Raw genomic sequence first — 21584 nt, 5'->3', positions numbered from 1 at the left:
TCCCCGTCAGAGCGAGGAGACCCGCGTGGACCACGACAGTATCGACAGCTACGACGTCGCCGTCATCGGCGCCGGCCCGGCGGGCACCGCCGCTGCCCTGCGCGCAGCCGAGCTGGGGGCGCGGGTCGTCGTCCTCGAGGCCGGCCGTGTCGGCGGCACGTGCGTCAACACCGGCTGCGTGCCGACCCGCGTCCTCGCCAAGACCGCCCGCCTCATGCGCGAGACCCGCTCGGCGGACGACTACGGCATCGTGGTCGACGAACCGCGCATCGACTGGCCCGCGGTCGTCGCGCGCGTGCACGAACGGGTGGATGCCGTGCGCTCCATCAAGCGCGAGGCGGAGAGGTTCGCCGCCGCCGGTGTCGACCTCGTCCACGAGGGGCGCGCCCGTTTCGCGGACGACCGGACGCTCGTGCTCGACAGCGGGCGCCGCATCCGCGCCGAGTCGATCCTCGTGTGCGTCGGCGGCCACTCCCGCCGCCTCCCCGTCCCCGGTGCCGAGCTGGCCACCGTCCCCGAGGACGTCCTGTCGCTCACCGAGCTGCCTCGGCGCGTCGCCGTGATCGGCGCGGGCAACACCGGCGCGCAGCTGGTGACCGTCTTCAGCTCCTTCGGCTCGGAGGTCACGCTGCTCGACGTCGCGCCGCGCGTCCTCATCGCCTCGGATGCCGCGATCTCGGAGGCCATCGCGACCTCGCTCTCGGGCCATGGCGTCGACGTGCACGCCGGAATCGAGACGGTGGAACGGCTCGAGCGCACCGACGACGGGGCCATCGCCCTGACCTGGCGCGGGGGCGGGGAGAGCCGGCGCATCGAGGTCGACGTCGTCATCATGGCCACCGGCTGGCCCGCCGACGTCGAGGACCTCGGCCTCGAGAACGCCGGCGTCGACATCGAGCGCTCCGCGATCCCCGTCGACAAGTACTTCCGCACGATCGTGCCGCACATCCTCGCGGTGGGCGACGCCAACGGCCGCGACATGCTCGTGCAGGCAGCTCAGTTCGAGGGCGAGGCGGCGGCCGAGAACGCCGTACTCGGCGCGAACCGCCGCACCCCGCACCACCTGCTGCCCGCCGGAGGCTTCACCGACCCGGACTACGCCGGCGTCGGCTTCACCGAGGAGCAGGCCCGCGATCGCGACCCGTCGTGCGTCGTCGCGACCGTGCGCTTCGCCGACCTGGACCGCGCCGTCATCGACGACCGGGAGCGGGGCTTCCTCAAGCTCATCGCCGACCGGCGCCGGGAGCTCATCCTGGGCGCGCACGCCGTCGGCGAGAACGCCGTCGAGGTCATCCAGTCGGTGACGACGGCGATGGCGGCCGGCATCGACGTGGCCACCCTGGCGGGTGTGCGCTTCGCCTACCCGACGTACAGCGCCGTCATCGGCATGGCCGCCCGGTCGCTCCTGCACGAGGAGGAGCCCGGGCGCCTCGAGTGAGGGCTCAGAACCTCTCGTAGAGGTCCGTGGCGGTCAGGCCCGTGCCGCCGATCGCGTGGACGCCCGGGGCGGGGTGCAGCTCGTAGACGTCGCCGCTCTTCAGCAGCGTCGCCGTGTAGTCCATGCGGGTGTCGAGCTTGACCTCGAACCGGTCCGTGTCGATGAGGCGGAGCGTCACGACGGCCCCGCTGCGCGCGAGGAAGCTGACCTGCTTCTCGTGCGCCGTCGGAAGGGGGATCAGGGGTTCGTCGGCGCTCATCCCCCGAGTGTGACACGGCGCGCCGGGGCCGGGGCGATCGCGGGGGCGCAGGCGCGGTCAGCGGTGGTCGCGCCAGGAATGCTGCGGGTCGTACCCGAGCAGGCGACGCGCCTTGTCGATTGAGAGGAGCGTGTCGTTCGTCCCCAGGTCGCCCGTCGTCGGGACGCCGGGGAACACCTCCGCGACGAGCTCGTCGTTGCTGCGGGTCATCACGGTGTCGGCCGCGGCGATGATGAAGCGGTCGAACCCGGCGGGGGCGTTCTCGAGCGCGCGCTGGACGGCCTGGGCGCCGTCGCGGGCGTCGATGTAACCCCAGAGGTTCCACTTGCGCGTCGTCGCGTCCTCGTCGAAGGGGAACTCCGCGTAGTCCTCGGGCACCATGACGTTCGAGAACCGCAGCGCGGTGATGGAGATCTCGGGATGCCACCGGACGAGCTCGATCGCCAGCTGCTCCTCGAGGTGCTTGACCAGGGAGTACACCGACTCCGGCCGGGCCGCGTACTCCTCGTCGACCGGGATGTACGGCGGCGGCACGTCGAACGGCAGGCCGAGCACCGTCTCGCTGGACGCGTAGACGATCCGGTGGATGCCGAGGCGCACGGCGGCCCAGAACACATTGAACGTGCTGACCATGTTGTTGTGGAAGGTCGCCACGTCCGAGCGCAGGCCCGGGGCGGGGATGGCGCCGAGGTGCACGAGCGCGTCGACGCCGTCGTGCTGGTCGTTCACTCCGGCGAGGGCGTCGATGACCTGGCCGTAGTCCGAGAGGTCGACCTGCACGAAGCCGGGTCCGCGCTGCCCGACGATGTCGAGGCCGATGACGTCGTGGCCGGCGGCACGAAGCTCCCGCGCGACGACGGTGCCGAGTTTGCCGGACGAGCCGGTGAGAGCGATGCGCATGGGGTCCGTCCTTGGTCCGAGGGTCGTCTGCGTCGACGTTACCGGTAACGAGACGGGGCCGGGCCGGACCGGAGCAGCTCGGGGCGGCATCCCTCGTCCTGCTGTCTCCGGACGCATTGCCACGAACTCACCGGCGCGTCAAGCGCTCAGGGTGTGTCACTCGGGGATGTTTCGCTATCCAGGGCATTTGGTTCGCGAAACGTCGCGGTCCAGACGGGGGAAGAGAAGAAAGATGAGCACGCTGGCTTCGGCGACGGACGCGCTGCTCGCGTCGCGCGCCGCGGACGGCGACCAGCTCGCGTTCGGCGTGCTGGTCCGACGTCACGCGCCGTTCCTCGTGGCGTTCGCCACGAAGCTGACCGGCTCCCGCGCGGACGCCGACGACTGCGTCCAGGAGGCGCTCATCACCGCCTGGCGCCGTCTGCCCGACCTGGCCGAGCCCGAGAAGGTCCGCAGCTGGCTGACCACGATCGTGTCGCGCAAGGCGACCGACCGCCTCCGGTCGCGCAAGATCTCGGAGCAGATCGACGAGGAGATGGTCGCCGCCGAGGGCGATCCCGAGCGGGCGACTGTGGCATCGTCGCAGATGGACGCGCTCAAGCGCGTGCTCGCCGAGCTCCCCGAGGACCTCCGCGTCGTCTGGGTGCTGCGCGAGATCGGCGGCCACAGCTACGAGGAGATCGCCGAGGAGGTCGGTGCGACGCCGGCCACGGTCCGTGGCCGCCTCGCCCGGGCACGGAAGACCGTGCTCGAACGCATGCAGGAGTGGAGGTGACCCGGTGACGGCTCACGACGAGACGACGGAGACCATCGGGGGCTCGGGGTACACCCTCGAGGACCTGTCGGCCTACCTCGACCGGAATCGGACTCCGCGGATCGCGGCCATCGAGCGCGATGCGGAGTGCCAGGCTGTCCTGGCATCCATGGAGCGGATGGGACGACTGTCACGGGAGCTGGTGGCCGAGCAGGCCGCGGAGCCGCTGGCGGACTCCTGGTACGACGACATCATGCGCGAGGTCATGCGCGAGTTCCGGGCCGGGCGCGACATCCCCCTCGCGCGCACCGACGACGGGACGGAGATCGTCGTCACCGAGGGCGCGCTCTACGAGCTCATCCGCTGTGTCGGCGACGAGATCCCCGGGGTGCTCATCAGCCGCGTGCGGCTGGACCACCCCGAGGCGGGCGGACCGCTGTCGATCCGGATCGCGATGAGCGTGCGCTTCGGCCGCCGCATCGCGGACGCGGTCGACCAGCTGCGCGAGGACGTCCGCACAGCCGTCGAACGGCAGGGCGACCTGCGCGTCGGGACCATCGACGTCACGGTGGGCGATGTCCACCTGGACGAGGAGGAGGAGCGATGAATCACACGTCGAGCACGGAGCTGGCCCCCCGCATCGATGGCGCCGTGGCCGCCGTCGACGGTGTGTGCGAGAGCTACTCCGCACGGGCCGCGGCGGCACGCGCGGTGGAACGGGTGATCGCCCCCGGCGCCACCGCGCTCGCCCACGTGCGCGAGTCCGCGGACGCGCGCGACGTGACGGTGTGCATCGGGGTGTCCGGCCAGACCGACAGCGCGAGCGTCGCGTCCGCCGTCGCCTCGGCCGTCCGCGGCGTCGAGCCGGACGGCGTCGCGACGCACGTGCGCGTCCGCGTCGCCCGACTGGTGGCCCCGTCGGCCTGAGCGGTGCCGGCGCCGGACGTGCGCTCTACGCTGGAGGAAGGCCCCTTTTTTCGGAGGACGCATGTCGACTCGACCCGCCATCGCCGTGACCGGCTCCACCGGAGCCGTGGGAGGCCGCGTCGCCCGCGACCTCGCCGCCCGCGGCATCCCTCAGCGTCTCCTCGTCCGTGACGCCTCCCGTGCCCCGCGCCTCGACGGCGGCGACGTGCACGTCGCCGGGTATTCGGACCGGGATGCCGCCCTCCGCGCCCTCGACGGGGTGGAGACGCTCTTCATGGTCTCGGCGTCCGAGAGCGCCGATCGCGTCGAGCACCACCGCACCTTCATCGACGCGGCAGCGACGGCCGGGGTGCGCCACGTCGTCTACACGTCCTTCCTCGCCGCGGCGCCCGACGCGGTCTTCACCCTCGGACGCGATCACGCGGCGACGGAGGAGGCGCTCCGCGCCTCGGGGATGGATGCCACCCTGCTGCGCGACAACTTCTACATGGACATGATGGAGCTCTTCGCCGGCGACGACGGGGCGATCCGCGGCCCGGCGGGCGACGGACGCTGCTCGCTGGTCTCGCGCGCCGACGTCGCCGCGACCGCCGTGTCCGTGCTGCTCGACCCCGCCCCGCACCGCGGGCGCGTGTACGACCTCACCGGCCCGGAGGCGCTGACCCTCGCCGAGGTCGCCGACCGGATCTCCCTCGTCCGCGGCACGAGAGTGCGCTTCGTCGACGAGACCGTCGAGGAGGCCTACGCCTCGCGGGCCCGGTACGGCGCGCCCCGGTGGCAGCTGGACGCGTGGGTCAGCACCTACACCGCCATCGCCAGCGGCGAACTCGCGGGGGTGTCCGGCGACGTGGAGGCCGTGACCGGGCGCCCGCCGCAGAGCTTCGAGGAGTTCCTCGGCGCCGTGTCCTGAGTCGCCGCCCTGTCGGGGCTCAGCGGCGCAGGAAGCGACGCGCCAGACGGTTGCCGAGGAATTGCGCCAGCTGCACCAGCACGATGATGATCGCGATGGCGACCCACATCGTCACGAAGTCCCACCGGCGGAAGCCGTACGTCAGCGCGAACGACCCGAGACCGCCGGCGCCGACCGCGCCCGCTACGGCCGTCATGTCGACGATCGCGACGACGACGAACGTGTAGCCGAGGATGAGGGGTCCCAGCGCCTCCGGCACGAGGAGCGTGGCGATGATGCGCCACGGACCGGCGCCGGCCGCACGGGCCGCCTCGATCACGCCCGGGCTGATGGTGACGAGGTTCTGTTCGACGATGCGGGAGAAGCCGAACGTCACCGCGATCGACAGCGGGACGATCGCCGCCGTCGTGCCGATCGACGTGCCCACGACCGCCGCGGTGACGGGGGAGAGGGCGAGGATCAGCACGATGAACGGGATCGGGCGGAACACGTTCACGAGCAGGTTCAGCACCACGTTCACCGCCCGGTTGGGCAGCACGCCGCCGCCGCGCGTGACGTAGAGCGCCAGCCCGAGCACGAGCCCGCCGATGCCGCCGAACACCATGGTCAGCAGCACCATCGTGAGCGTTTGCCCGATCGCCTCGAGCAGGATGGGGCCGTAGCGGTCCCCGTCCCACTGGGTCGCGATCTGCGCCAGGAACGCGGTCATCGGGCCACCTCCTCGGTGCGGGTGACGGTACGGAGCTCGGAGATCACGGCATCCACTCCCTCGTCCGGTCCGGTCAGTTCGATCGTGAGCGAGCCGAACGAGCGCTGCTGGAGCGAGCTGATCCCGCCGTAGAGCAGCTCGAAGCTCACGCCGCGGGCCGCCGCGCCGGACAGGATGCCGCCGATGCCGGCGCCGTCCACGACGTCCGCGATGACGATGCGGCCCGGGTGCGCGGTGCGCAGACGCGCCAGCTCGTCGTCGCTCGGCCGATCGTGCAGCGCCGTCGAGACGAAGGCGCGCCCGGTATCGGACGACGGCTCGGCGAACACGTCGAACGCCGTGCCCGACTCGACAACGCGTCCGGCGCTGAGCACGGCCACCCGATCGGCGATCGCGCGCACGACGTCCATCTCGTGCGTGATGACGACGACGGTGACGCCGAGCTCGCGGTTCACGCGCTTCAGCAGCGCGAGGACGTCGGCGGTCGTCGAGGGGTCCAGCGCGCTGGTCGACTCGTCCGCGAGCAGGATCGGGGGAGAGGTCGCCAGCGCGCGGGCGATGCCGACGCGCTGCTTCTGGCCGCCCGACAGCTGGTCGGGGTAGGCGTGGGCCCGGTCGAGCAGGCCCACGAAGTCGAGCAGCTCGGCGGCGCGCTTCTCGCGGTCCGCCTTGCTCCATCCCGCGACCTTGAGCGGGTACATGACGTTCCCGGCGACGGTGCGCGACGAGAACAGGTTGAACTGCTGGAAGATCATGCCCGTGCGCCGGCGCACCTCGCGCAGACGGCGTTCGGGGAGCGTCGAGATGTCGACGCCGTCGACGACGACCGTTCCGGTCGTCACCCGCTCGAGGCCGTTGATGAGGCGGACGAGCGTGCTCTTGCCGGCACCGGACTGGCCGATGACGGCGAAGATCTCGCCCGCGGCGATCTCGAGGTCGATGCCGTCGAGGGCGGACACGGTTCCGCCGTTCGCCTCGAAGGTCTTGGTCACGCCGGAGAGGCGGATGATGGGGTCCACAGGGGCTCCTCGTCAGAACGTGAGACGCCGGCGGGGCGTCCGGCCGCAACCGGTCGCCCCGCCGGCGGCGGGACGGATGCGGTTCAGGCCGCGTCCTCCTTCTGCTTCTCGATCTCGGCGAGCCACTCGCGCACCTGCGCGGGCTGCTCCTCGACGATGCGGGCGGTCTCGCCCGACTCCTCGACGACGATCTCGGTCACGCGGGGGTCGTGGTAGGCCTCCCAGACCTTCTGGTACGCCTCGTCGTCCTCCTCGCCGGCGCGGGCGGCGATGATGTTGATGTACGGCCAGCTGTTCGCGTCCGACGGGTCGACCGAGAAGATCGCCTTGTCGAGGATGCCGGCGTCGGTGGCGAAGTTGTTGTTGACGATCGCCCCGGCGATCGAGGGGTCCTGGAGCGACGGCGCGGTGAGCGAGGCGTCCACCGGCTCCACCTCGACGCGGGCGGACGTGATGTCGGCGGGCGTGGGCGTGGTCGCGTCGTTCAGCTCCAGCAGACCGGCCGACTCCAGCACCTTGAGGGCGCGGGCCTGGTTGGTGGCGTCCTGCGGGATCGCGATGCGGCCACCCTCGGGGATGTCCGCGACGTCGGTGTACTGCTCCGAGTAGATCGGCAGCGGGACGATGATCGTCGGACCGACGACGCTGAGGCCGTCGCCCGTGGCGACGTTGTGGTCGGAGAGGTAGTCGATGTGCTGGAAGGCGTTCAGGTCGATGGACCCGTCGGCCAGCGCCGGGTTCGGCGTCTCGTAGGAGTCGAACGGCACGATCTCGAGGTCGATCCCCTCCTCGGCGAGGATCTCCTGCAGCACGGGCCAGTGGCCCTGCGCGGCGTCGGTGGTGCCGAGCCGGACGGTCGTGCGATCGCCGCCCGCGGCGGTGTCGGAGCCGCCGATCAGGCGGGGGATCAGCAGGGCGCCGGCGACGACGACGGCCACGGCGACCACGGCGATGATCGCGTAGAGGCCGCCCCGGCGGCGGGGCTTCGAGGGGAGGGTCGGCCCGGTGGAGCCGTTCGTGCTGTCACTCATGGTGGTGTGTCTCCTTGGTGCTGCGCCCCGGTGCAGGGGCACCCGAGCACGTTAGACAGGGATGCCGCCGCACCCAATTCGCGTGACGAAGCATGACCTTCCGTGTGACGACGCATGACGGGGACGGATGACGGCGGTCTCTCGCCCGTGCCCCCTCCCGGTCCGGTAGGCTGTCCGCGTGCTGACCTGTCGCTGTTGTCGCTGAGAGCTCCCGCTCTCCTTCTCGACGACCCCTTCAGCCCCTGCGCCTCCGGCGCCCCACACCCTCAGGACTGCATCGTGCGCTACGCCCAGAGCGTCGTCGACCTCGTCGGCGGCACCCCCCTCGTCCGTCTGAACCGCGTGACGGACGGCATCGCCGCCACCGTCCTCGCCAAGATCGAGTACGTCAACCCGGGCGGCTCGGCGAAGGACCGCATCGCGGCCAACATCGTCGACGCCGCGGAACGCGACGGCCTGCTGCAGCCCGGCGGCGTCATCGTCGAGCCGACGAGCGGCAACACCGGCGTCGGTCTCGCGCTCGTCGCGCAGCAGCGCGGGTATCGCTGCGTCTTCGTCGTGCCCGACAAGGTCGCCGAGGACAAACGCGCGGTCCTGCGCGCCTACGGCGCCGAGGTCGTCGTCACGCCCACGAACGTCGAGCCCGAGGACCCGGAGTCCTACTACAGCGTCTCCGACCGCCTCGTGCGCGAGATCCCCGGCGCGTACAAGCCGAATCAGTACGCCAACCCCAACGGGCCGCGCAGCCACTACGAGACCACCGGTCCGGAGATCTGGCGCGACACCGACGGGACGCTCACCCACTTCGTCGCCGGCGTCGGCACGGGCGGCACCATCAGCGGCACCGGCCGCTACCTCCGCGAGGTCGCCGGCGCGGCGGTGCGGATCGTCGGCGTCGACCCGGTCGGCTCGATCTACTCCGGCGGCGACATCCACGGCTACGACGTCGAGGGTGTCGGCGAGGACTTCTACCCGCCCGCCTTCGACCCCACGGTCGTCGACGCGTACGAGCGCGTGTCCGACGCGGAGTCGTTCGCGATGACCCGCCGCCTCGCCCGCGAGGAGGGCCTGCTCGTCGGCGGCTCCAGCGGCATGGCCGTCGTGGGAGCGCTGCGGGTCGCACGCGACCTGCCCGCCGACGCGGTCGTCGTCGTGGTCCTCCCGGACCACGGCCGCGGCTACCTCAGCAAGATCTTCGACGACCGCTGGATGCGCGACCACGGCTACGACGTCGAGCCGGTGGCATCCCTCCTCCCCTCCGACGCCGACGCGACCGCCGCCTCCGACGAGACCGCCGCCTTAGACGCGACCGCCGCCTCCGTCCCGACCGCCCCCTCCGTCCCGACCGCCCCCTCCGTCTCGACCGCCACCCCCGAGGAGCACTCCGCATGAGCACCCACGACGCCGCGCGCGGCTTCGACAGCCTCGCCGTCCACGCCGGTCAGGCCTTCGACGAGACCACCGGCGCCGTCATCCCGCCCATCCACGTCTCCACGACGTACGCGCAGGACGGCATCGGCGGCCTCCGCGGCGGTTACGAGTACGGCCGCAGCGGCAACCCCACGCGCACCGCCCTCGAGACGCAGATCGCCGCCCTCGAGGGAGGCGCCCGCGCGCTGTCGTTCTCGTCCGGGCTCGCGGCCGAGGACGCGCTGCTGCGCGCTGCGCTCGTCCCGGGCGACGAGGTGCTGCTCGGCAACGACGTCTACGGCGGCACCTACCGCCTGCTCGCCCGCGTGCTCGCCCCCTGGGGCGTCGGTCTCCGCGTCGTGGACATGAGCGATCTGGATGCCGTCGCCGCCGCCATCCGCGAGCGTGCTCCCCGCATGGTCTGGGTGGAGACCCCCAGCAACCCGATGCTCCGCGTCACCGACATCGCCGGCCTCGCCCGCCTCGGGCACGAGGCCGGGGCGATCGTCGTCGTCGACAACACGTTCGCGTCGCCCGCGCTGCAGCGTCCACTGTCGTTCGGCGCCGACGTCGTCGTGCACTCCGCGACGAAGTACCTCGGTGGTCACTCCGACGTCGTGGGCGGCGCGCTGGCCTTCGCCGACGCCGAGCTGGCGGAGAAGACGCAGTTCCTGCAGTTCGCCGCCGGTGCGGTGTCCGGCCCGTTCGACGCCTACCTCACCACCCGCGGGATCAAGACCCTCGGCATCCGCATGCAGCGTCACAGCGAGAACGCGCAGGCGCTCGCCGCGCACCTGGACGCGCACGACCGGGTCGCGAAGGTGTACTACCCGGGTCTTGCGTCGCACCCGGGACACGAGCTGGCCGCGCGGCAGATGAGCGCCTTCGGCGGCATCGTCTCGCTCGAGCTGGCCGACGGCACCGCCGCGCGCCGCTTCGCCGAGTCGACCCGCCTGTTCACCCTCGCCGAGTCGTTGGGCGGCGTGGAGTCGCTGGTGAACTACCCGGATGCCATGACCCACGCCTCCGTGCGCGGAACGGAGCTCGCCGTCCCCGAGACGATCGTGCGCCTGTCGGTCGGCATCGAGTCGGTGGACGACCTCGTCGCCGACGTCGACCAGGCTCTCGCCGCGCTCTGAGCGGGCGCCGTGCCTCGACCCCGCCGTGAGAAACGCTCCCTGCGCCGAGGAACGCCGGGTGCCGGCGTGTCTCGGTGCAGAGAGCGTTCCTCGGCGGGGAGCCGGGCTCAGCGCTCCGCGCGGGCCAGGTTCTGCTCGAGCTCGTCGCGGTTCTGACGCACGACGTAGGCGGGCTGGTCGCGCTCGACGCGCCAGCTCTCCGCGAGGGGTCCGACGTTGACGGTGTCGAAGCCGAACTCGTCGTAGATGCGGGTGACGAGGGCGACGGCCTCGTCGCTGTCGCTCGAGGTCGCCAGCGCGCGACGGCCCGGGGTGCCGGCGGGCGAGCCGTCGGTGAGGATGTCCGCGGCGGGGATGTGGTTGAACGCCTTGACCACGGTCGACTCGGGAAGGTGCTCCTGCAGCAGCTGCGACGTGGTCGTCCGCTTCTCGTCGAGTGCGGCGATGCGACCGTCGCGCTCCCAGTAGTAGTTGTTCGTGTCCAGCACCGTCTTGCCCGCCAGCGGCGCCGCGGGGATCTCGGTGTACGCCTTCAACGGAACCGTCACGACGACGATGTCGCCGGCCTCGGCGGCATCCTGAGCCGTCGCCGCCCGGGCGTGCTCACCCAGTTCGCCGACGAGATCCGCGAGGGTCTCGGGTCCGCGCGAGTTCGCGATCACGACGTCGTAGCCGTGGTCCACGAAGCCCCGCGCGAGGGCCTGACCGATGTTTCCTGCTCCGATGATTCCTACAGTCGTCATGCCTCCCTGCAACGCCCCGCGGTCGCGTCGGCATTCCCGGGGAAGCGGGCACCGCGTGAAAAATCAGCGAGGAAAATAACTAGCACTCCGAAGTATCGGTGTCAACCGGTCGGACCTGGTCCATCGACCGGGTTACCTTCCTTCTGTCGCACCCTCGCGATCATGGTCGCAGACCGGTGTTCGGGTCACCGTTCCGCTTGACCTGTGAGGGCGACGGCCCCCGGTGGACGCGGCTTCGGACCACCGGGGGCCGCTTTCTTTCCCGCCCCGATAACCGGGAGCCGGCGGACGGGAGCAATCCCCGATGGGGGATGGCGGTCATCTCGCTAGGGTGAGCATGCGGCGCCGCCGCGCGAGCGGAACGAGGTGCCCATGGACGAGAGATCCCCCGGCTGGTACGTCGACGAGCGCGGCGATCTGCGCTGGTGGGACGGGCAGGGCTGGACCGGCCACGTCCACACGCCGTCCGACGTTCCCGAGGCGGGTCCCGGGACTCCGGATGCCGCCGCCTCCCTGCCCGGCTCCGCCTCCGGGTCCGCGTACGGCTCCACGTCCGCGGGCGTCGCCGTCGCCGAGCGCACCGCCCCCGCGGCATCCCCGGTCCGGCCCCAGCGTCCGCGGTGGATCCTCTGGACGGTCCTCGTCGTCGTGGGGCTGCTCGTCGGCGTCGTGGTCGCGGTCGTGGTGACCCTTGTGTCGGACGCCGTCCGGGCCAGCGAGCAGGAGCGGGCCGCCGTCGCGGCCGTCGAGGGGTACGACGCGGCCTGGGGCGACGCGGACTGCGCGCGGTTCGAGGCGTCCACGACCGCCGAGCTCCGCGAGAGCCTCGGGTACGCGGACTGCGCGGTCTTCGTTCAGGATGCCGAGATCTTCGGCGAGACGGTGCAGAATTACGAGCAGTCCGTCACAACCGTGACGCGGCGGGATGACGGCACCGTCGCCGTACGCACCGAGGAGTCCTACCTGAACCTCGTCGGTGTGGAGGGAGAAGCCCTGGCGGAGCCGGAGCCCTTCCTCCTCGAGTACGAGTACGTCGTCGTCCCGGTGGGTGAGCAGTGGCTCATCAACGACTTCTACTACCCGGAGGACGCTCAGACCCCGTGAGCCCTGACACCACCACCCGGCGCCCGGTGCGCTTCTTCCTTCTCTGCATCGGCGTCGGCCTGCTGGCGGGCCTGCTGTCCGGTCTGTTCGGCGTGGGCGGCGGCACCGTCATCGTGCCCCTGCTCGTGCTGCTGCTCGGCTTCGATCAGCGTCGCGCGGCGGGCACCTCCCTCGCGGCGATCGTGCCGACCGCCTCGGTCGGCGTCATCTCGTACGCCGTCGGCGGCGACGTGGCGTGGATCCCGGCGCTTATCCTCGCCGCGGGAGCCGTCATCGGCGCGCAGATCGGCACGTGGCTGCTGCCGAAGCTGTCGCAGACCGCGCTCCGCTGGTCGTTCGTCGCCTTCCTCCTCGCCGTCATGGTGAGCCTCTTCTTCGTCATCCCCTCGCGGGACGCGGAGCTCCCGCTGACCTGGCTCACCGGCCCCGGCCTCGCCGTGCTCGGCGTGATCACCGGCATCCTGGCGGGACTCCTCGGGGTGGGCGGCGGCATCATCGTCGTGCCCGCGCTGGTCCTCCTCTTCGGAACGAGCGACCTCATCGCCAAGGGCACGTCGCTGCTCATGATGATCCCGACCGCGATCTCGGGCACCGTCGGCAACCTCCGCCGGTCGAACGTCGACCTCCCCGCCGCGCTCTGCGTCGGACTGGCGGCGTGTACGACGACGGCCCTGGGTGCGTTCCTCGCGCACCTGCTCGACCCGTTCGTGGCCAACATCCTCTTCGCGGCCTTCCTGCTGTTCATCGCCACGCAGATGGCGATCAAGGCGGTGCGCGGGCGGCACCAGCGCTGACCCCCGCGCGGCGGCGGCCCCGCTCTGCGGGGGTGGGGTCGGCGCCGTCGCGTCGTGCCCGGGACAGGCGGAACGTCCGGAACAGGCAGTTCCGGCGCGGATCCTCCTGTCGCGGAGCCGTTGCCTGTCCCCGGTGCGCCCGGCGGGGGTCGGCGGGGCGTTCCGGCCCCGCCGGTAGACTTGCGGGGTGCCCGTGAATCCCGAACTGGTCGGCCGCGCCTTCGCGCCGACCGCGCCGTATCTGGTCGGCCGCGAGAAGGTGCGCGAGTTCGCCCGCGCCGTCTTCGCCGAAGCCCCGCAGCACTCCGACCCCGAGGCCGCTCGCGCCCTCGGCTACGCCGACGTCGTCGCACCGCCGACGTTCGCCATGGTGGTGCAGGACCTCACCCTCCAGCAGCTCCTCGGCGACCCCGACTCGGGGATCGTGCTCTCCCGCCTCGTCCACGCGGAGCAGCGCTTTCGTTACTCGCGCCCCATCGTCGCGGGTGACGAGCTGGTGGCGACGCTGTCCGTCACCGGCATCCGGAGCATGGGAGGCGGGACGATGATCACGAGCGAGGCGGAGATCGTGGATGCCGCCGGCGCCCACGTCGTCACCACGACGAGCGTCCTGCTGGCCGGGGAGGCCGACGCATGAGCGGCTTCGTCGTCGGCGACGTCATCGCCGAGCGCTCGGTCCACCTGACCCGCGAGGCGCTCGTGCGCTACGCCGGGGCGTCGGGGGACTTCAACCCGATCCACTACCGCGACGACGTCGCGGCGGCCGTGGGACTGCCCGGCGTGCTCGCGCACGGCATGCTCACCATGGGCGTCGCCGTCGGCACCCTCGCCGAGGCGCTCGGCGACACAGGACGCATCCTCGAGTACGGCGTGCGCTTCACCCGTCCCGTCGTCGTCGACCCCGAGACCGGGGCGGAGCTCCACGTCAGCGCCAAGGTCGGTGCCGTCGACGACGAGACCGCCCGCATCGACCTCACCGTCACCTTCGCCGGCACGACCGTGCTCGGCAAGGCGCAGGTGCGCGTGCGGCTGTCCTGACGTCATGCTTGAGGTTCCCCCCGTCCCCCTGTCCCAGCTGACGACGCTGCGCACCGGCGGCATCCCGGCACGGATGGTCGAGGCGTCCACGTCCGACGAGCTCGTCGCCGCGCTGCGCGACGTGTGGGCCGACGGCGACCGCTGGCTCGTGCTCGGCGGCGGCTCCAACCTCTTCGCCGGCGACGACGAGTTCGACGGCACCGTGATCCGCGTGCGCAGCACCGGCATCGAAGAGCTGCCCGGCTCCCAACCCGAGACGGTCCGTCTCCGCGTGCAGGCCGGTCACGACTGGGACGCCCTGGTCGCCGAGACGGTCGTGCGCGGCTACGCCGGCATCGAGGCGATGTCGGGCATCCCCGGCACCGTCGGCGCGGCGCCCGTGCAGAACGTCGGCGCCTACGGCCAGGAGATCGTGCAGACCCTGGTGGAGGTCGAGCTCATCGACGAGTCGACCGGCGGTGTGTCGACCGTCCCGGCATCCGATCTGGGTCTCGGGTTCCGCACGTCGGTGCTCAAGCATCACTACGGCTCGGTGCCCGACCGTCCGGCCGTCATCCTGTCGGTGACGCTGGAGCTCGAGCGGGTCGGGGCGGCCGAACGCCCGCTCGCGGGGGAGCAGCTGCGATCGGCGCTCGGCCTCGGCCCCGACGAGGCCGTGTCGCTGCGCTGGATCCGCGACCACGTCCTGGCCACACGGGCGCGCAAGGGCATGGTGCTCGACGACGAGGACCCCGACAGCTGGAGCGCCGGGTCGTTCTTCCAGAACGCGATCGTCTCCGAGGGGTTCGCGCGGACGCTTCCGGACGAGTGCCCGCGCTGGCCGATGTCGCCGGTGCTCGACCCGATCCGGGTCATCCCGCTCGCGGCGTTCGACGGCGTGCTGCCGCCGCCCCCGGTCGAGCGTCGCGAGGTGAAGGTGAGCGCGGCGTGGCTCATCGAGCACGCCGGGCTGTCGCGCGGTTTCCGTCTGCCCGGCTCACGGGCCGGACTGTCGACGAAGCACACCCTCGCCCTGACGAACCGCGGCGAGGCGTCGGCCGCGGAGATCGCGCAGCTCGCGCGGTTCGTCCAGCGGCGTGTGCACGCGGAGTTCGGGCTCCTCCTGCAGCCCGAGCCCGTCCTGATCGACGTCGAGCTCTAGCCCCTTCCGCCCGGCGGCGGCCGGTGGTGGGGCATGTCCCACTTTGTGCAGCCGGCCAGGCCTGGACCTGCACAAAGTGGGACACCGCTGGGAAGGTGCGCTGCCTTTGCTGAGGCATGTCCCACTTCGTGAAGCCGACGGGGCCTGGACTTGCACAAAGTGGGACACCACACAAAGGGGGAGCCGCGCCGCCAGCGGGGGCGCGGCCCCGCGGTGCTCAGGAGAAGAGGCGCTGCAGGCGCTGCACACCCTCGAGCAGCTGCTCGTCGCCGAGCGCGTACGAGAGGCGGAGGTACCCGCTCGGGCCGAACGCCTCGCCCGGGACCACGGCGACCTCCGCCTGCTCCAGGATGAGGTCGGCCAGCTCGAGCGAGGTCGTGGGGGTCGTGCCGTTCCAGTCGCGGTTCAGCAGTCCGCGGACGTCGGGGTACACGTAGAACGCGCCGAGCGGGTTCGGGACCTCGACGCCGTCGATCTTGGACAGCTCCGACACGATGAGGCGCCGGCGGCGGTCGAACGCCTGCCGGAACTGCTCGACCTCGTCCTGCGGCCCGGTGAGGGCGGCCGCGGCGGCGCGCTGGGCGACGTTGTTCACGTTGCTCGACAGGTGCGACTGCAGGTTGGCCGCCAGCTTCATGGCATCCGCCGGTCCCACCATCCAGCCGACACGCCACCCGGTCATCGAGTAGCTCTTGGCGACGCCGTTGACGAGGATGGTCTGCCCCGCGAGCTCGGGAACCGCCTCGACGATCGACACGGCACGCAGACCCTCGTAGGTGAGGTTCTGGTAGATCTCGTCGGTGATGACCCAGATGCCGTGTGCGAGCGCCCAGCGGCCGATCTCGGCGGTCTCCTCCGGCGTGTAGACCGCGCCGGTGGGGTTCGACGGCGAGACGAAGACGAGCACCGTCGTCTTGTCGGTGCGGGCCGCCTCGAGCTGCTCGACGGTCACCTTGTAGTCCTGGTCGGCACCGGCGAAGACCTCGACGGGGATGCCGTCGGCCAGCGCGATCGCCTCGGGGTACGTGGTCCAGTACGGGGCGGGCAGCAGCACCTCGTCGCCGGGGTTCACCACGGTCTGGAAGGCCTGGTACACGGCCTGCTTGCCGCCGTTGGTCACGATGACCTGCGCGGGGGAGACCTCCAGGCCCGAGTCGCGGCGGGTCTTCTCGACGATCGCCTCGCGCAGCACGGGCAGGCCGGCGGCGGGCGTGTACCGGTAGTTGGCCGGGTTTTGCAGCGCCTCGGCGGCGGCATCCACGATGAACGACGGCGTGGCGAAGTCCGGCTCGCCGGCGGCGTACGAGATCACCGGGCGGCCGGCGGCCTGGAGGGCCTTCGCCTTCGCATCGACCTTGAGGGTCGCGGACTCGGCGATGGCGGAGAGCTTGCGGGAGAGCGGTGCGCGGTCTGTCACGCACGAAGCCTATCCGGCCTCCGGCTCAATCCAACGGCCAGTACGGGCGCACCTCGATCGCCCCATGCGTGGCCATGGGATGCCGCGACGCGAGGGCGACAGCGGCATCCATGTCGTCGCACTCCAGGACGTCGAACCCGGCGATCCATTCGCGGGTGTCGGCGAACGGTCCCGGCGTCGTCGTGACTTCGCCGCCGCGCCGACGAATGGTGACCGCCTCGGCGACCGGCCGCAGGCGGTCGCCCTCGCGCCACGCGTCGTGCCGGTCCACCTCTTCGCCCCATTGCTCGATCGAGAGCTCGGGGGCCTCGGTGCCGTCGTTGTCGGGGTCGACCACGACCAGCATGAGGAATTTCATCTGGGCTGCTCCCTCCGTGAGGCGAGCCGGGGCTCGCGTCGGCTTTCGGGAACCCTACGGCGCTCCTCCGACATCCGGAACCCCTGCGGCACGGTCACGATCCGCATCCGCCCGGGCGGCCGCCGCGGGGAGGGACAGCGGCCGCGCCATCGCGTCGGCGAGGGTCCGCTCGATGACGACGGGATCGACGGGGCGGTCGCCGTTGTCGATGAGCACCTGACGCGCGCCCCGCCACCGGCACTCGACCGCCTGCGCCGACGCCCAGAACCGGTCCCAGTGCGCCAGCTTCCACGCGTCGCGGTCGAGGCCGCGCGCGGTGATGCGCTCGCGGACCAGCCGCTCGGCGGCCGTGACGCGCACGACGACGACCGCGAGGTCATTCGGCCAGTCGTGCTCCCAGGCGGTCCGCTCCAGGAAGTCGGGCTGAGAGAGGTACCTCCCGAACGGTGCGTCCAGCACGACGTCCAGGCCGACGCCGAGGACGCCGGAGGCGACGCGCAGGAGGGTGGCGTACTCGACGTCCATGACGACCTGCTGGTAGTACGCGTTGTCCTCCCGGCCGTGCGGGTCGGTGCCGACCGCCCGCAGCAGGGCGGTCGTGAACTCGTCCGCGACGGCGTCCTTGTCGAGGTAGGCGGCCCGTCGGGTCCGGGCGATGGCTTCCGCGACCGTGGACTTGCCGCTTCCCGCGCAGCCCACGACGACGTACAGCCGCGGGCTCACGCGTCCGCTCCCGGCGACTCCGCAGCCGACCGGTCGCGCACGAAGACGCCGTAGGCGACGGCGCCGACCAGCAGCAGGACCCCGCCCACGACGAACACCCACGCGTAGCTCCCGCCGGTGGCGTTGAGGATCGCTCCCGTCACCACGGGCGCGAGCGCCGCGCCGAGAAAACCGCCGAAGTTCTGGATGGCGCCGAGGGAGGCGACCTGTGCGGGCGGGGCGATGTCCGCGGCGAGGGTCCAGAGGCACCCGACGGGCACCTGCGCGGCGAAGTAGCCAAGCGAGAGAAGACCGATCGCGACGGCGGTGTCGTCCACGAAGGCGACCGGCAGGACCGCCGCGGCCGCCAGCACGGCGCCGCCCACGATGGGGATGCGGCGGGCCGTCAGCGTGGGCGCACCGCGGAGGATCAGCAGGTTCGACACCGCGCCGCCGACGAGGACGCCCGCGACGCCGCACAGGAACGGGACGGCGGCCAGCCAGCCAACGTTCGTGAGGCTGAAGCCGCGCGCGGTCTGCAGGTAGCTGGGCAGCCACGTGAGGTACACCCATGAGGTGTAGAAGATGCCGAACGCGCCGAGCACCATGAACCAGGTGTTGGGCTGCCTCAGCAGACGTGTCCATCCTGCACGCGCTGACTCGGCGCTCGCACCGGACGCCGGATCGGACGCGCCGGCGGCGGCCGCGGCGACCGGCTCGGGGCCGGTAGTGGGCGCGGTCGACAGCCCCGCGAGGACGGCCCGCTGAGCGAGCGTGGGGTCGCGGTAGATCCGCAGCCAGACGAGGGCGACGACGATCCCGGTGGCCCCGACCACGACGAACATGCCCCGCCAGCTCAGCGTCAGCAGGAGGACCGTCAGCAGGGGTGGGGCGATGGCGTTCGCGATCTGGGAGCCGGTGTTGACGAGCGCGATCGGCAGGGCCCGTTCGGAGCTGCGGAACCACCGCTGGTTGACGGCGAGGGCAGATGTGAAGAACGGTGCCTCGGCGATGCCGAGAGCGACCCGGCAGGCGTAGAGGACGCCGAATGACTGCGCCGCCGCCGTCACCACGGCGACGAGCGACCACGCGGTCGCCGCGCCGGCGAACATCCGCCGGGGGCCGAGGCGGTCGACGAGGTACCCGGCCGGGAGGTTGGCCAGGGCGTACGGCCACGAGAACGCGGCGAGCAGCAGCCCCATCTCGAGGGGGTCGAGGCCGAACTCCTCGGCGATCGTGGTGTTCGCCACGCTCAGCGCGGACCGGTCCAGATAGTTCACGATCCCGCCGAGGAGCAGGAAGCCGACGAGCACCCAGCGGATGCGGACGCTTCTCCTCTCTTCGCGGGTCAGGTCCGGGAGGGCGGTCGTCGTCACGTCAGGCCTCCTCGCGGTGCGGAGCGGTCACCGGCGATCGGCGTGCGGCGGCGACGGCGGCGAGCATCTCGCGTGCGGCGCGCGTGACATCGCCCGCGCTCCCGGCTTTCGTGACGGCACTGCCCACCCCCACGGCGACGGCTCCCGCCGCGAACCACCGTCCGACGGTGTCGACCGTGACCCCGCCGGCGGGGAGGATCGGCGCCGAGGCCAGCGGCGCGCGGACGGCGCGCAGATAGTCGGGCCCGGCGATCTCGGTGGGGAAGAGCTTGACGAGGTCGGCTCCCGCCCGGAGCGTCTGCACGATCTCCGTGGGGGTCAGCGCGCCGCCGATGGTGACCACGCCGTGGCGTCGGCCCGTCGCGATCATGGCCGGGTCCAGCTGCGGGCTCACGAGCAGGCTCGCGCCGGCGTGGATCGCGCGGACGGCGCTGCCGGCGTCGACGACGGTGCCCGCCCCGACGGCAACGCCCGTCCCCGCGAACTCGTTCGCCAGGGTGGTCACGAGCTCCAGCGCCCGGGGGACGGAGAGCGTGATCTCGAGGGCCCGGATGCCGCCGGCGACGGCCGCGCGCGCCACCTCCAGGGCCTTGTCGGCATCGTCGAGACGGATGATCAGGACGACGCCGGTGTCGTGGATGAGGGAAAGGGTCTGTGCATGTGTCAACATCGGGGCCCAAGCTAGGACACCGAATGTTTACATGCACAGCGAATTCACCCGCCGACCCGGCGGACGAGACCCCCTCCCCGCGGTCGGGCGGGGAGGGGGGGGCGACGGAGAACCGGGGACTCAGCCGAACTGGTTCATGGTGTTGTCCGTGCCGCCCGCCTTGAGGGCGGCGTCGCCGGCGAAGTACTCCTTGTGGTTGTCGCCGATGTCGCTGCCGGCCATGTTCTGGTGCCTGACCGTCGCGATGCCTTCGCGGATCTCCCGACGCTGCACGCCCCGGACGTACGCGAGCATGCCCTCGTCGCCGAAGTAGCCCTTGGAGAGGTCATCGGTGGACAACGCGGCCGTGTGGTACGTCGGCAGCGTGATGAGGTGGTGGAAGATGCCGGCGCGCGCGGAGCCGTCCTTCTGGAACGTGCGGATCTTCTCGTCCGCGAGGCGGGCCAGCGCGGTGTCGTCGTACTCGGCGCTCATCAGGTTCGCGCGGTCGTACGCGGAGACGTCCGCGCCCTCGTGGACGAGCTGGTCGTAGGCCTGCTGGCGGAAGTTCAGCGTCCAGTTGAACGACGGGCTGTTGTTGTAGACGAGCTTGGCGTCCGGGACCACTGCGCGGATGCGATCGACCATCCCGGCGATCTGCTCGACGTGCGGCTTCTCCGTCTCGATCCACAGCAGATCCGCTCCGTGCTGCAGTGCGGTGATGCAGTCGAGGACGACACGGTCCTCGCCCGAGCCCGGACGGAACTGGTAGAGGTTGCTGGCCAGGCGCCGGGGACGGAGCAGTCGTCCCTCGCGGCGGATGACGACGTCGCCGTCGCCGAGCGACGACGGTGAGACCTCCTCGACATCGAGGAACGCGTTGTACTGGTCGCCCAGGTCGCCGGGGGCGGACGAGACGGCGAGCTTCTGCGTGAGTCCGGCGCCGAGGGAGTCCGTCCGGGCGACGATGATCCCGTTGTCGATCCCGAGCTCGAGGAACGCGTAGCGGACGGCGTTCAGCTTGGCGATGAAGTCCTCGTGCGGCACCGTGACCTTGCCGTCCTGATGGCCGCACTGCTTCTCGTCGGAGACCTGGTTCTCGATCTGGATGGCGCACGCGCCGGCCTCGATCATCTTCTTGGCCAGCAGGTAGGTCGCCTCGGGGTTGCCGAACCCGGCGTCGATGTCGGCGATGATCGGCACGACATGGGTCTCGAAGGTGTCGATCCGCGAGCGGATGAACTCCTCCGCCGTGTCGTCGCCCACCGCCCGGGCCTGGTCGAGCTGCGTGAAGAGCAGGTCCAGCTCTCGGGCGTCGGCCTGGCGGAGGAAGGTGTACAGCTCCTCGATGAGGGCCGGCACCGCGGTCTTCTCGTGCATGGACTGGTCGGGCAGCGGCCCGAACTCGGACCGCAGCGCCGCGACCATCCAGCCGGACAGGTACAGGTAGCGCTTGCTCGTGCTCTTGAGGTGCTTCTTGATGGAGATGAGCTTCTGCTGCCCGATGAATCCGTGCCAGACCCCGAGGGACTGGGTGAAGACCGAGGAGTCGGCGTCGTACTCGCTCATGTCGCGCCGCATGATGTCCGCGGTGTACTGGGCGATCTCCAGACCCGTGCGGAAGCGGTTCTGCGCCCGCATCCGCGCGACGTTCTCGGGATCGATGGCGCTCCAGCTCGATCCATGCTGCTGCGTGAGCGCCGTGACGGCGTCGATGGTGTCCGTGTACTGCGTCATGTTCGCGTCCTTGCGTGGGGTGGTGATGT

At 71.5% G+C, this 21584-nt stretch carries 23 protein-coding genes and 1 pseudogene; 12 read left to right on the top strand and 12 right to left on the bottom strand.

What is annotated here, in order from left to right:
* Nucleotides 1-25 precede the first annotated feature (25 nt).
* Nucleotides 26-1438 (top strand): dihydrolipoyl dehydrogenase family protein, encoded by a 1413-nt coding sequence (locus ACO03V_RS14365; protein WP_423138052.1) that lies wholly within the window; start codon nucleotides 26-28, stop codon nucleotides 1436-1438.
* 4 nt (nucleotides 1439-1442) lie between these two features.
* On the opposite strand, the gene ACO03V_RS14360 is transcribed toward ACO03V_RS14365, so the two are convergent.
* On the bottom strand, nucleotides 1443-1697 hold the full coding sequence (locus ACO03V_RS14360) for a hypothetical protein (RefSeq protein WP_423138051.1): 255 nt from the start codon (nucleotides 1695-1697) through the stop codon (nucleotides 1443-1445).
* A gap of 57 nt (nucleotides 1698-1754) precedes the next feature.
* Nucleotides 1755-2597 (bottom strand): NAD-dependent epimerase/dehydratase family protein, encoded by an 843-nt coding sequence (locus ACO03V_RS14355; RefSeq protein ID WP_423138050.1) that lies wholly within the window; start codon nucleotides 2595-2597, stop codon nucleotides 1755-1757.
* 232 nt (nucleotides 2598-2829) lie between these two features.
* On the opposite strand from ACO03V_RS14355, the gene ACO03V_RS14350 reads away from it, so the two are divergent.
* The 4 genes from ACO03V_RS14350 (at nucleotide 2830) to ACO03V_RS14335 (ending at nucleotide 5188) form a co-directional block, all read left to right on the top strand.
* The gene (locus tag ACO03V_RS14350) at nucleotides 2830-3372 is read left to right on the top strand and encodes an RNA polymerase sigma factor (RefSeq protein ID WP_367733416.1); all 543 of its coding nucleotides are present in this window, start codon (nucleotides 2830-2832) and stop codon (nucleotides 3370-3372) included.
* Between the two features lie 4 nt (nucleotides 3373-3376).
* Nucleotides 3377-3958 carry an Asp23/Gls24 family envelope stress response protein gene (locus ACO03V_RS14345; RefSeq protein ID WP_367733418.1) on the top strand — a complete coding sequence of 194 codons (582 nt, stop codon included), beginning with the start codon at nucleotides 3377-3379 and terminating at the stop codon, nucleotides 3956-3958.
* A complete protein-coding gene (locus ACO03V_RS14340) occupies nucleotides 3955-4278 on the top strand; it encodes a hypothetical protein (protein WP_367733420.1) in 324 nt (107 codons plus the stop codon). The genes ACO03V_RS14345 and ACO03V_RS14340 overlap by 4 nt, the downstream gene beginning before the upstream one ends.
* Nucleotides 4279-4339: 61 nt before the next feature.
* Complete coding sequence (locus tag ACO03V_RS14335) at nucleotides 4340-5188, top strand: SDR family oxidoreductase (RefSeq protein WP_423138049.1); 849 nt, start codon at nucleotides 4340-4342, stop codon at nucleotides 5186-5188.
* A gap of 19 nt (nucleotides 5189-5207) precedes the next feature.
* Here ACO03V_RS14335 and ACO03V_RS14330 read toward each other — a convergent pair whose 3' ends face one another.
* From ACO03V_RS14330 to ACO03V_RS14320, 3 genes are all read right to left on the bottom strand, one after another.
* Nucleotides 5208-5897, bottom strand: a complete 690-nt coding sequence (locus tag ACO03V_RS14330; protein WP_387052453.1) for a methionine ABC transporter permease — start codon at nucleotides 5895-5897, stop codon at nucleotides 5208-5210.
* On the bottom strand, nucleotides 5894-6916 hold the full coding sequence (locus ACO03V_RS14325; RefSeq protein WP_367733486.1) for a methionine ABC transporter ATP-binding protein: 1023 nt from the start codon (nucleotides 6914-6916) through the stop codon (nucleotides 5894-5896). The genes ACO03V_RS14330 and ACO03V_RS14325 overlap by 4 nt, the downstream gene beginning before the upstream one ends.
* 83 nt (nucleotides 6917-6999) lie before the next feature.
* Nucleotides 7000-7947 carry a MetQ/NlpA family ABC transporter substrate-binding protein gene (locus ACO03V_RS14320; RefSeq protein WP_367733488.1) on the bottom strand — a complete coding sequence of 316 codons (948 nt, stop codon included), beginning with the start codon at nucleotides 7945-7947 and terminating at the stop codon, nucleotides 7000-7002.
* Between the two features lie 279 nt (nucleotides 7948-8226).
* Between ACO03V_RS14320 and ACO03V_RS14315 the strand changes: the two are divergent.
* Nucleotides 8227-9309 (top strand): annotated as a pseudogene (locus ACO03V_RS14315) (pyridoxal-phosphate dependent enzyme); the annotation flags it as partial.
* 26 nt (nucleotides 9310-9335) lie between these two features.
* Nucleotides 9336-10496 carry a cystathionine gamma-synthase gene (locus tag ACO03V_RS14310; RefSeq protein ID WP_423138048.1) on the top strand — a complete coding sequence of 387 codons (1161 nt, stop codon included), beginning with the start codon at nucleotides 9336-9338 and terminating at the stop codon, nucleotides 10494-10496.
* A 107-nt stretch (nucleotides 10497-10603) separates the two neighbouring features.
* Here the strand turns inward: ACO03V_RS14310 and ACO03V_RS14305 are convergent, their stop codons facing one another.
* Nucleotides 10604-11239, bottom strand: a complete 636-nt coding sequence (locus ACO03V_RS14305; protein WP_423138047.1) for an NADPH-dependent F420 reductase — start codon at nucleotides 11237-11239, stop codon at nucleotides 10604-10606.
* 372 nt (nucleotides 11240-11611) lie between these two features.
* On the opposite strand from ACO03V_RS14305, the gene ACO03V_RS14300 reads away from it, so the two are divergent.
* From ACO03V_RS14300 to ACO03V_RS14280, 5 genes are all read left to right on the top strand, one after another.
* Entirely contained in the window at nucleotides 11612-12343 is a 732-nt protein-coding gene (locus tag ACO03V_RS14300; protein ID WP_423138046.1) for a DUF2510 domain-containing protein, read from the top strand.
* Nucleotides 12340-13137, top strand: a complete 798-nt coding sequence (locus ACO03V_RS14295; RefSeq protein WP_367733515.1) for a sulfite exporter TauE/SafE family protein — start codon at nucleotides 12340-12342, stop codon at nucleotides 13135-13137. The genes ACO03V_RS14300 and ACO03V_RS14295 overlap by 4 nt, the downstream gene beginning before the upstream one ends.
* A 187-nt stretch (nucleotides 13138-13324) precedes the next feature.
* Nucleotides 13325-13774 (top strand): FAS1-like dehydratase domain-containing protein, encoded by a 450-nt coding sequence (locus tag ACO03V_RS14290; protein WP_367733516.1) that lies wholly within the window; start codon nucleotides 13325-13327, stop codon nucleotides 13772-13774.
* Nucleotides 13771-14175 (top strand): MaoC/PaaZ C-terminal domain-containing protein, encoded by a 405-nt coding sequence (locus ACO03V_RS14285; protein WP_367733517.1) that lies wholly within the window; start codon nucleotides 13771-13773, stop codon nucleotides 14173-14175. Before ACO03V_RS14290 ends, ACO03V_RS14285 begins: the two co-directional genes overlap by 4 nt.
* A 4-nt stretch (nucleotides 14176-14179) precedes the next feature.
* Nucleotides 14180-15316 (top strand): UDP-N-acetylmuramate dehydrogenase, encoded by a 1137-nt coding sequence (locus ACO03V_RS14280; protein WP_423138045.1) that lies wholly within the window; start codon nucleotides 14180-14182, stop codon nucleotides 15314-15316.
* 217 nt (nucleotides 15317-15533) lie between these two features.
* Here ACO03V_RS14280 and ACO03V_RS14275 read toward each other — a convergent pair whose 3' ends face one another.
* The 6 genes from ACO03V_RS14275 to ACO03V_RS14250 all read right to left on the bottom strand — a co-directional run bounded on the left by ACO03V_RS14275 (nucleotide 15534) and on the right by ACO03V_RS14250 (nucleotide 21555).
* The gene (locus ACO03V_RS14275; protein ID WP_423138044.1) at nucleotides 15534-16733 is read right to left on the bottom strand and encodes a pyridoxal phosphate-dependent aminotransferase; all 1200 of its coding nucleotides are present in this window, start codon (nucleotides 16731-16733) and stop codon (nucleotides 15534-15536) included.
* Between the two features lie 25 nt (nucleotides 16734-16758).
* Nucleotides 16759-17091, bottom strand: coding sequence for a YciI family protein (locus tag ACO03V_RS14270; RefSeq protein WP_423138043.1), 333 nt, complete (start codon nucleotides 17089-17091; stop codon nucleotides 16759-16761).
* A gap of 54 nt (nucleotides 17092-17145) precedes the next feature.
* Entirely contained in the window at nucleotides 17146-17814 is a 669-nt protein-coding gene (locus ACO03V_RS14265) for an AAA family ATPase (RefSeq protein WP_423138042.1), read from the bottom strand.
* Nucleotides 17811-19169, bottom strand: a complete 1359-nt coding sequence (locus ACO03V_RS14260; protein ID WP_423138041.1) for an MFS transporter — start codon at nucleotides 19167-19169, stop codon at nucleotides 17811-17813. Before ACO03V_RS14260 ends, ACO03V_RS14265 begins: the two co-directional genes overlap by 4 nt.
* 1 nt (nucleotide 19170) lies before the next feature.
* Nucleotides 19171-19839, bottom strand: coding sequence for a bifunctional 4-hydroxy-2-oxoglutarate aldolase/2-dehydro-3-deoxy-phosphogluconate aldolase (locus tag ACO03V_RS14255; RefSeq protein ID WP_367733523.1), 669 nt, complete (start codon nucleotides 19837-19839; stop codon nucleotides 19171-19173).
* A gap of 120 nt (nucleotides 19840-19959) precedes the next feature.
* On the bottom strand, nucleotides 19960-21555 hold the full coding sequence (locus ACO03V_RS14250) for an isocitrate lyase (RefSeq protein ID WP_423138040.1): 1596 nt from the start codon (nucleotides 21553-21555) through the stop codon (nucleotides 19960-19962).
* Between the last annotated feature and the right edge of the window lie 29 nt (nucleotides 21556-21584).

It is taken from the genome of Microbacterium sp. HMH0099 (assembly GCF_049384025.1).
Taxonomy (GTDB): Bacteria; Actinomycetota; Actinomycetes; order Actinomycetales; family Microbacteriaceae; genus Microbacterium.
This window is presented reverse-complemented; position numbering and strand designations above follow the sequence as displayed.

Excerpts from the sequence above, each read along its gene's own strand:
- ACO03V_RS14305 (WP_423138047.1), bottom strand. The coding sequence starts at position 11,239 with ATGACGACTGTAGGAATCATCGGAGCAGGAAACATCGGTCAGGCCCTC.
- ACO03V_RS14350 (WP_367733416.1), top strand. The coding sequence starts at position 2,830 with ATGAGCACGCTGGCTTCGGCGACGGACGCGCTGCTCGCGTCGCGCGCC.
- ACO03V_RS14255 (WP_367733523.1), bottom strand. The coding sequence starts at position 19,839 with ATGTTGACACATGCACAGACCCTTTCCCTCATCCACGACACCGGCGTC.
- ACO03V_RS14360 (WP_423138051.1), bottom strand. The coding sequence starts at position 1,697 with ATGAGCGCCGACGAACCCCTGATCCCCCTTCCGACGGCGCACGAGAAG.
- ACO03V_RS14310 (WP_423138048.1), top strand. The coding sequence starts at position 9,336 with ATGAGCACCCACGACGCCGCGCGCGGCTTCGACAGCCTCGCCGTCCAC.
- ACO03V_RS14300 (WP_423138046.1), top strand. The coding sequence starts at position 11,612 with ATGGACGAGAGATCCCCCGGCTGGTACGTCGACGAGCGCGGCGATCTG.
- ACO03V_RS14250 (WP_423138040.1), bottom strand. The coding sequence starts at position 21,555 with ATGACGCAGTACACGGACACCATCGACGCCGTCACGGCGCTCACGCAG.
- ACO03V_RS14285 (WP_367733517.1), top strand. The coding sequence starts at position 13,771 with ATGAGCGGCTTCGTCGTCGGCGACGTCATCGCCGAGCGCTCGGTCCAC.
- ACO03V_RS14340 (WP_367733420.1), top strand. The coding sequence starts at position 3,955 with ATGAATCACACGTCGAGCACGGAGCTGGCCCCCCGCATCGATGGCGCC.
- ACO03V_RS14270 (WP_423138043.1), bottom strand. The coding sequence starts at position 17,091 with ATGAAATTCCTCATGCTGGTCGTGGTCGACCCCGACAACGACGGCACC.
- ACO03V_RS14320 (WP_367733488.1), bottom strand. The coding sequence starts at position 7,947 with ATGAGTGACAGCACGAACGGCTCCACCGGGCCGACCCTCCCCTCGAAG.
- ACO03V_RS14335 (WP_423138049.1), top strand. The coding sequence starts at position 4,340 with ATGTCGACTCGACCCGCCATCGCCGTGACCGGCTCCACCGGAGCCGTG.
- ACO03V_RS14280 (WP_423138045.1), top strand. The coding sequence starts at position 14,180 with ATGCTTGAGGTTCCCCCCGTCCCCCTGTCCCAGCTGACGACGCTGCGC.
- ACO03V_RS14330 (WP_387052453.1), bottom strand. The coding sequence starts at position 5,897 with ATGACCGCGTTCCTGGCGCAGATCGCGACCCAGTGGGACGGGGACCGC.
- ACO03V_RS14355 (WP_423138050.1), bottom strand. The coding sequence starts at position 2,597 with ATGCGCATCGCTCTCACCGGCTCGTCCGGCAAACTCGGCACCGTCGTC.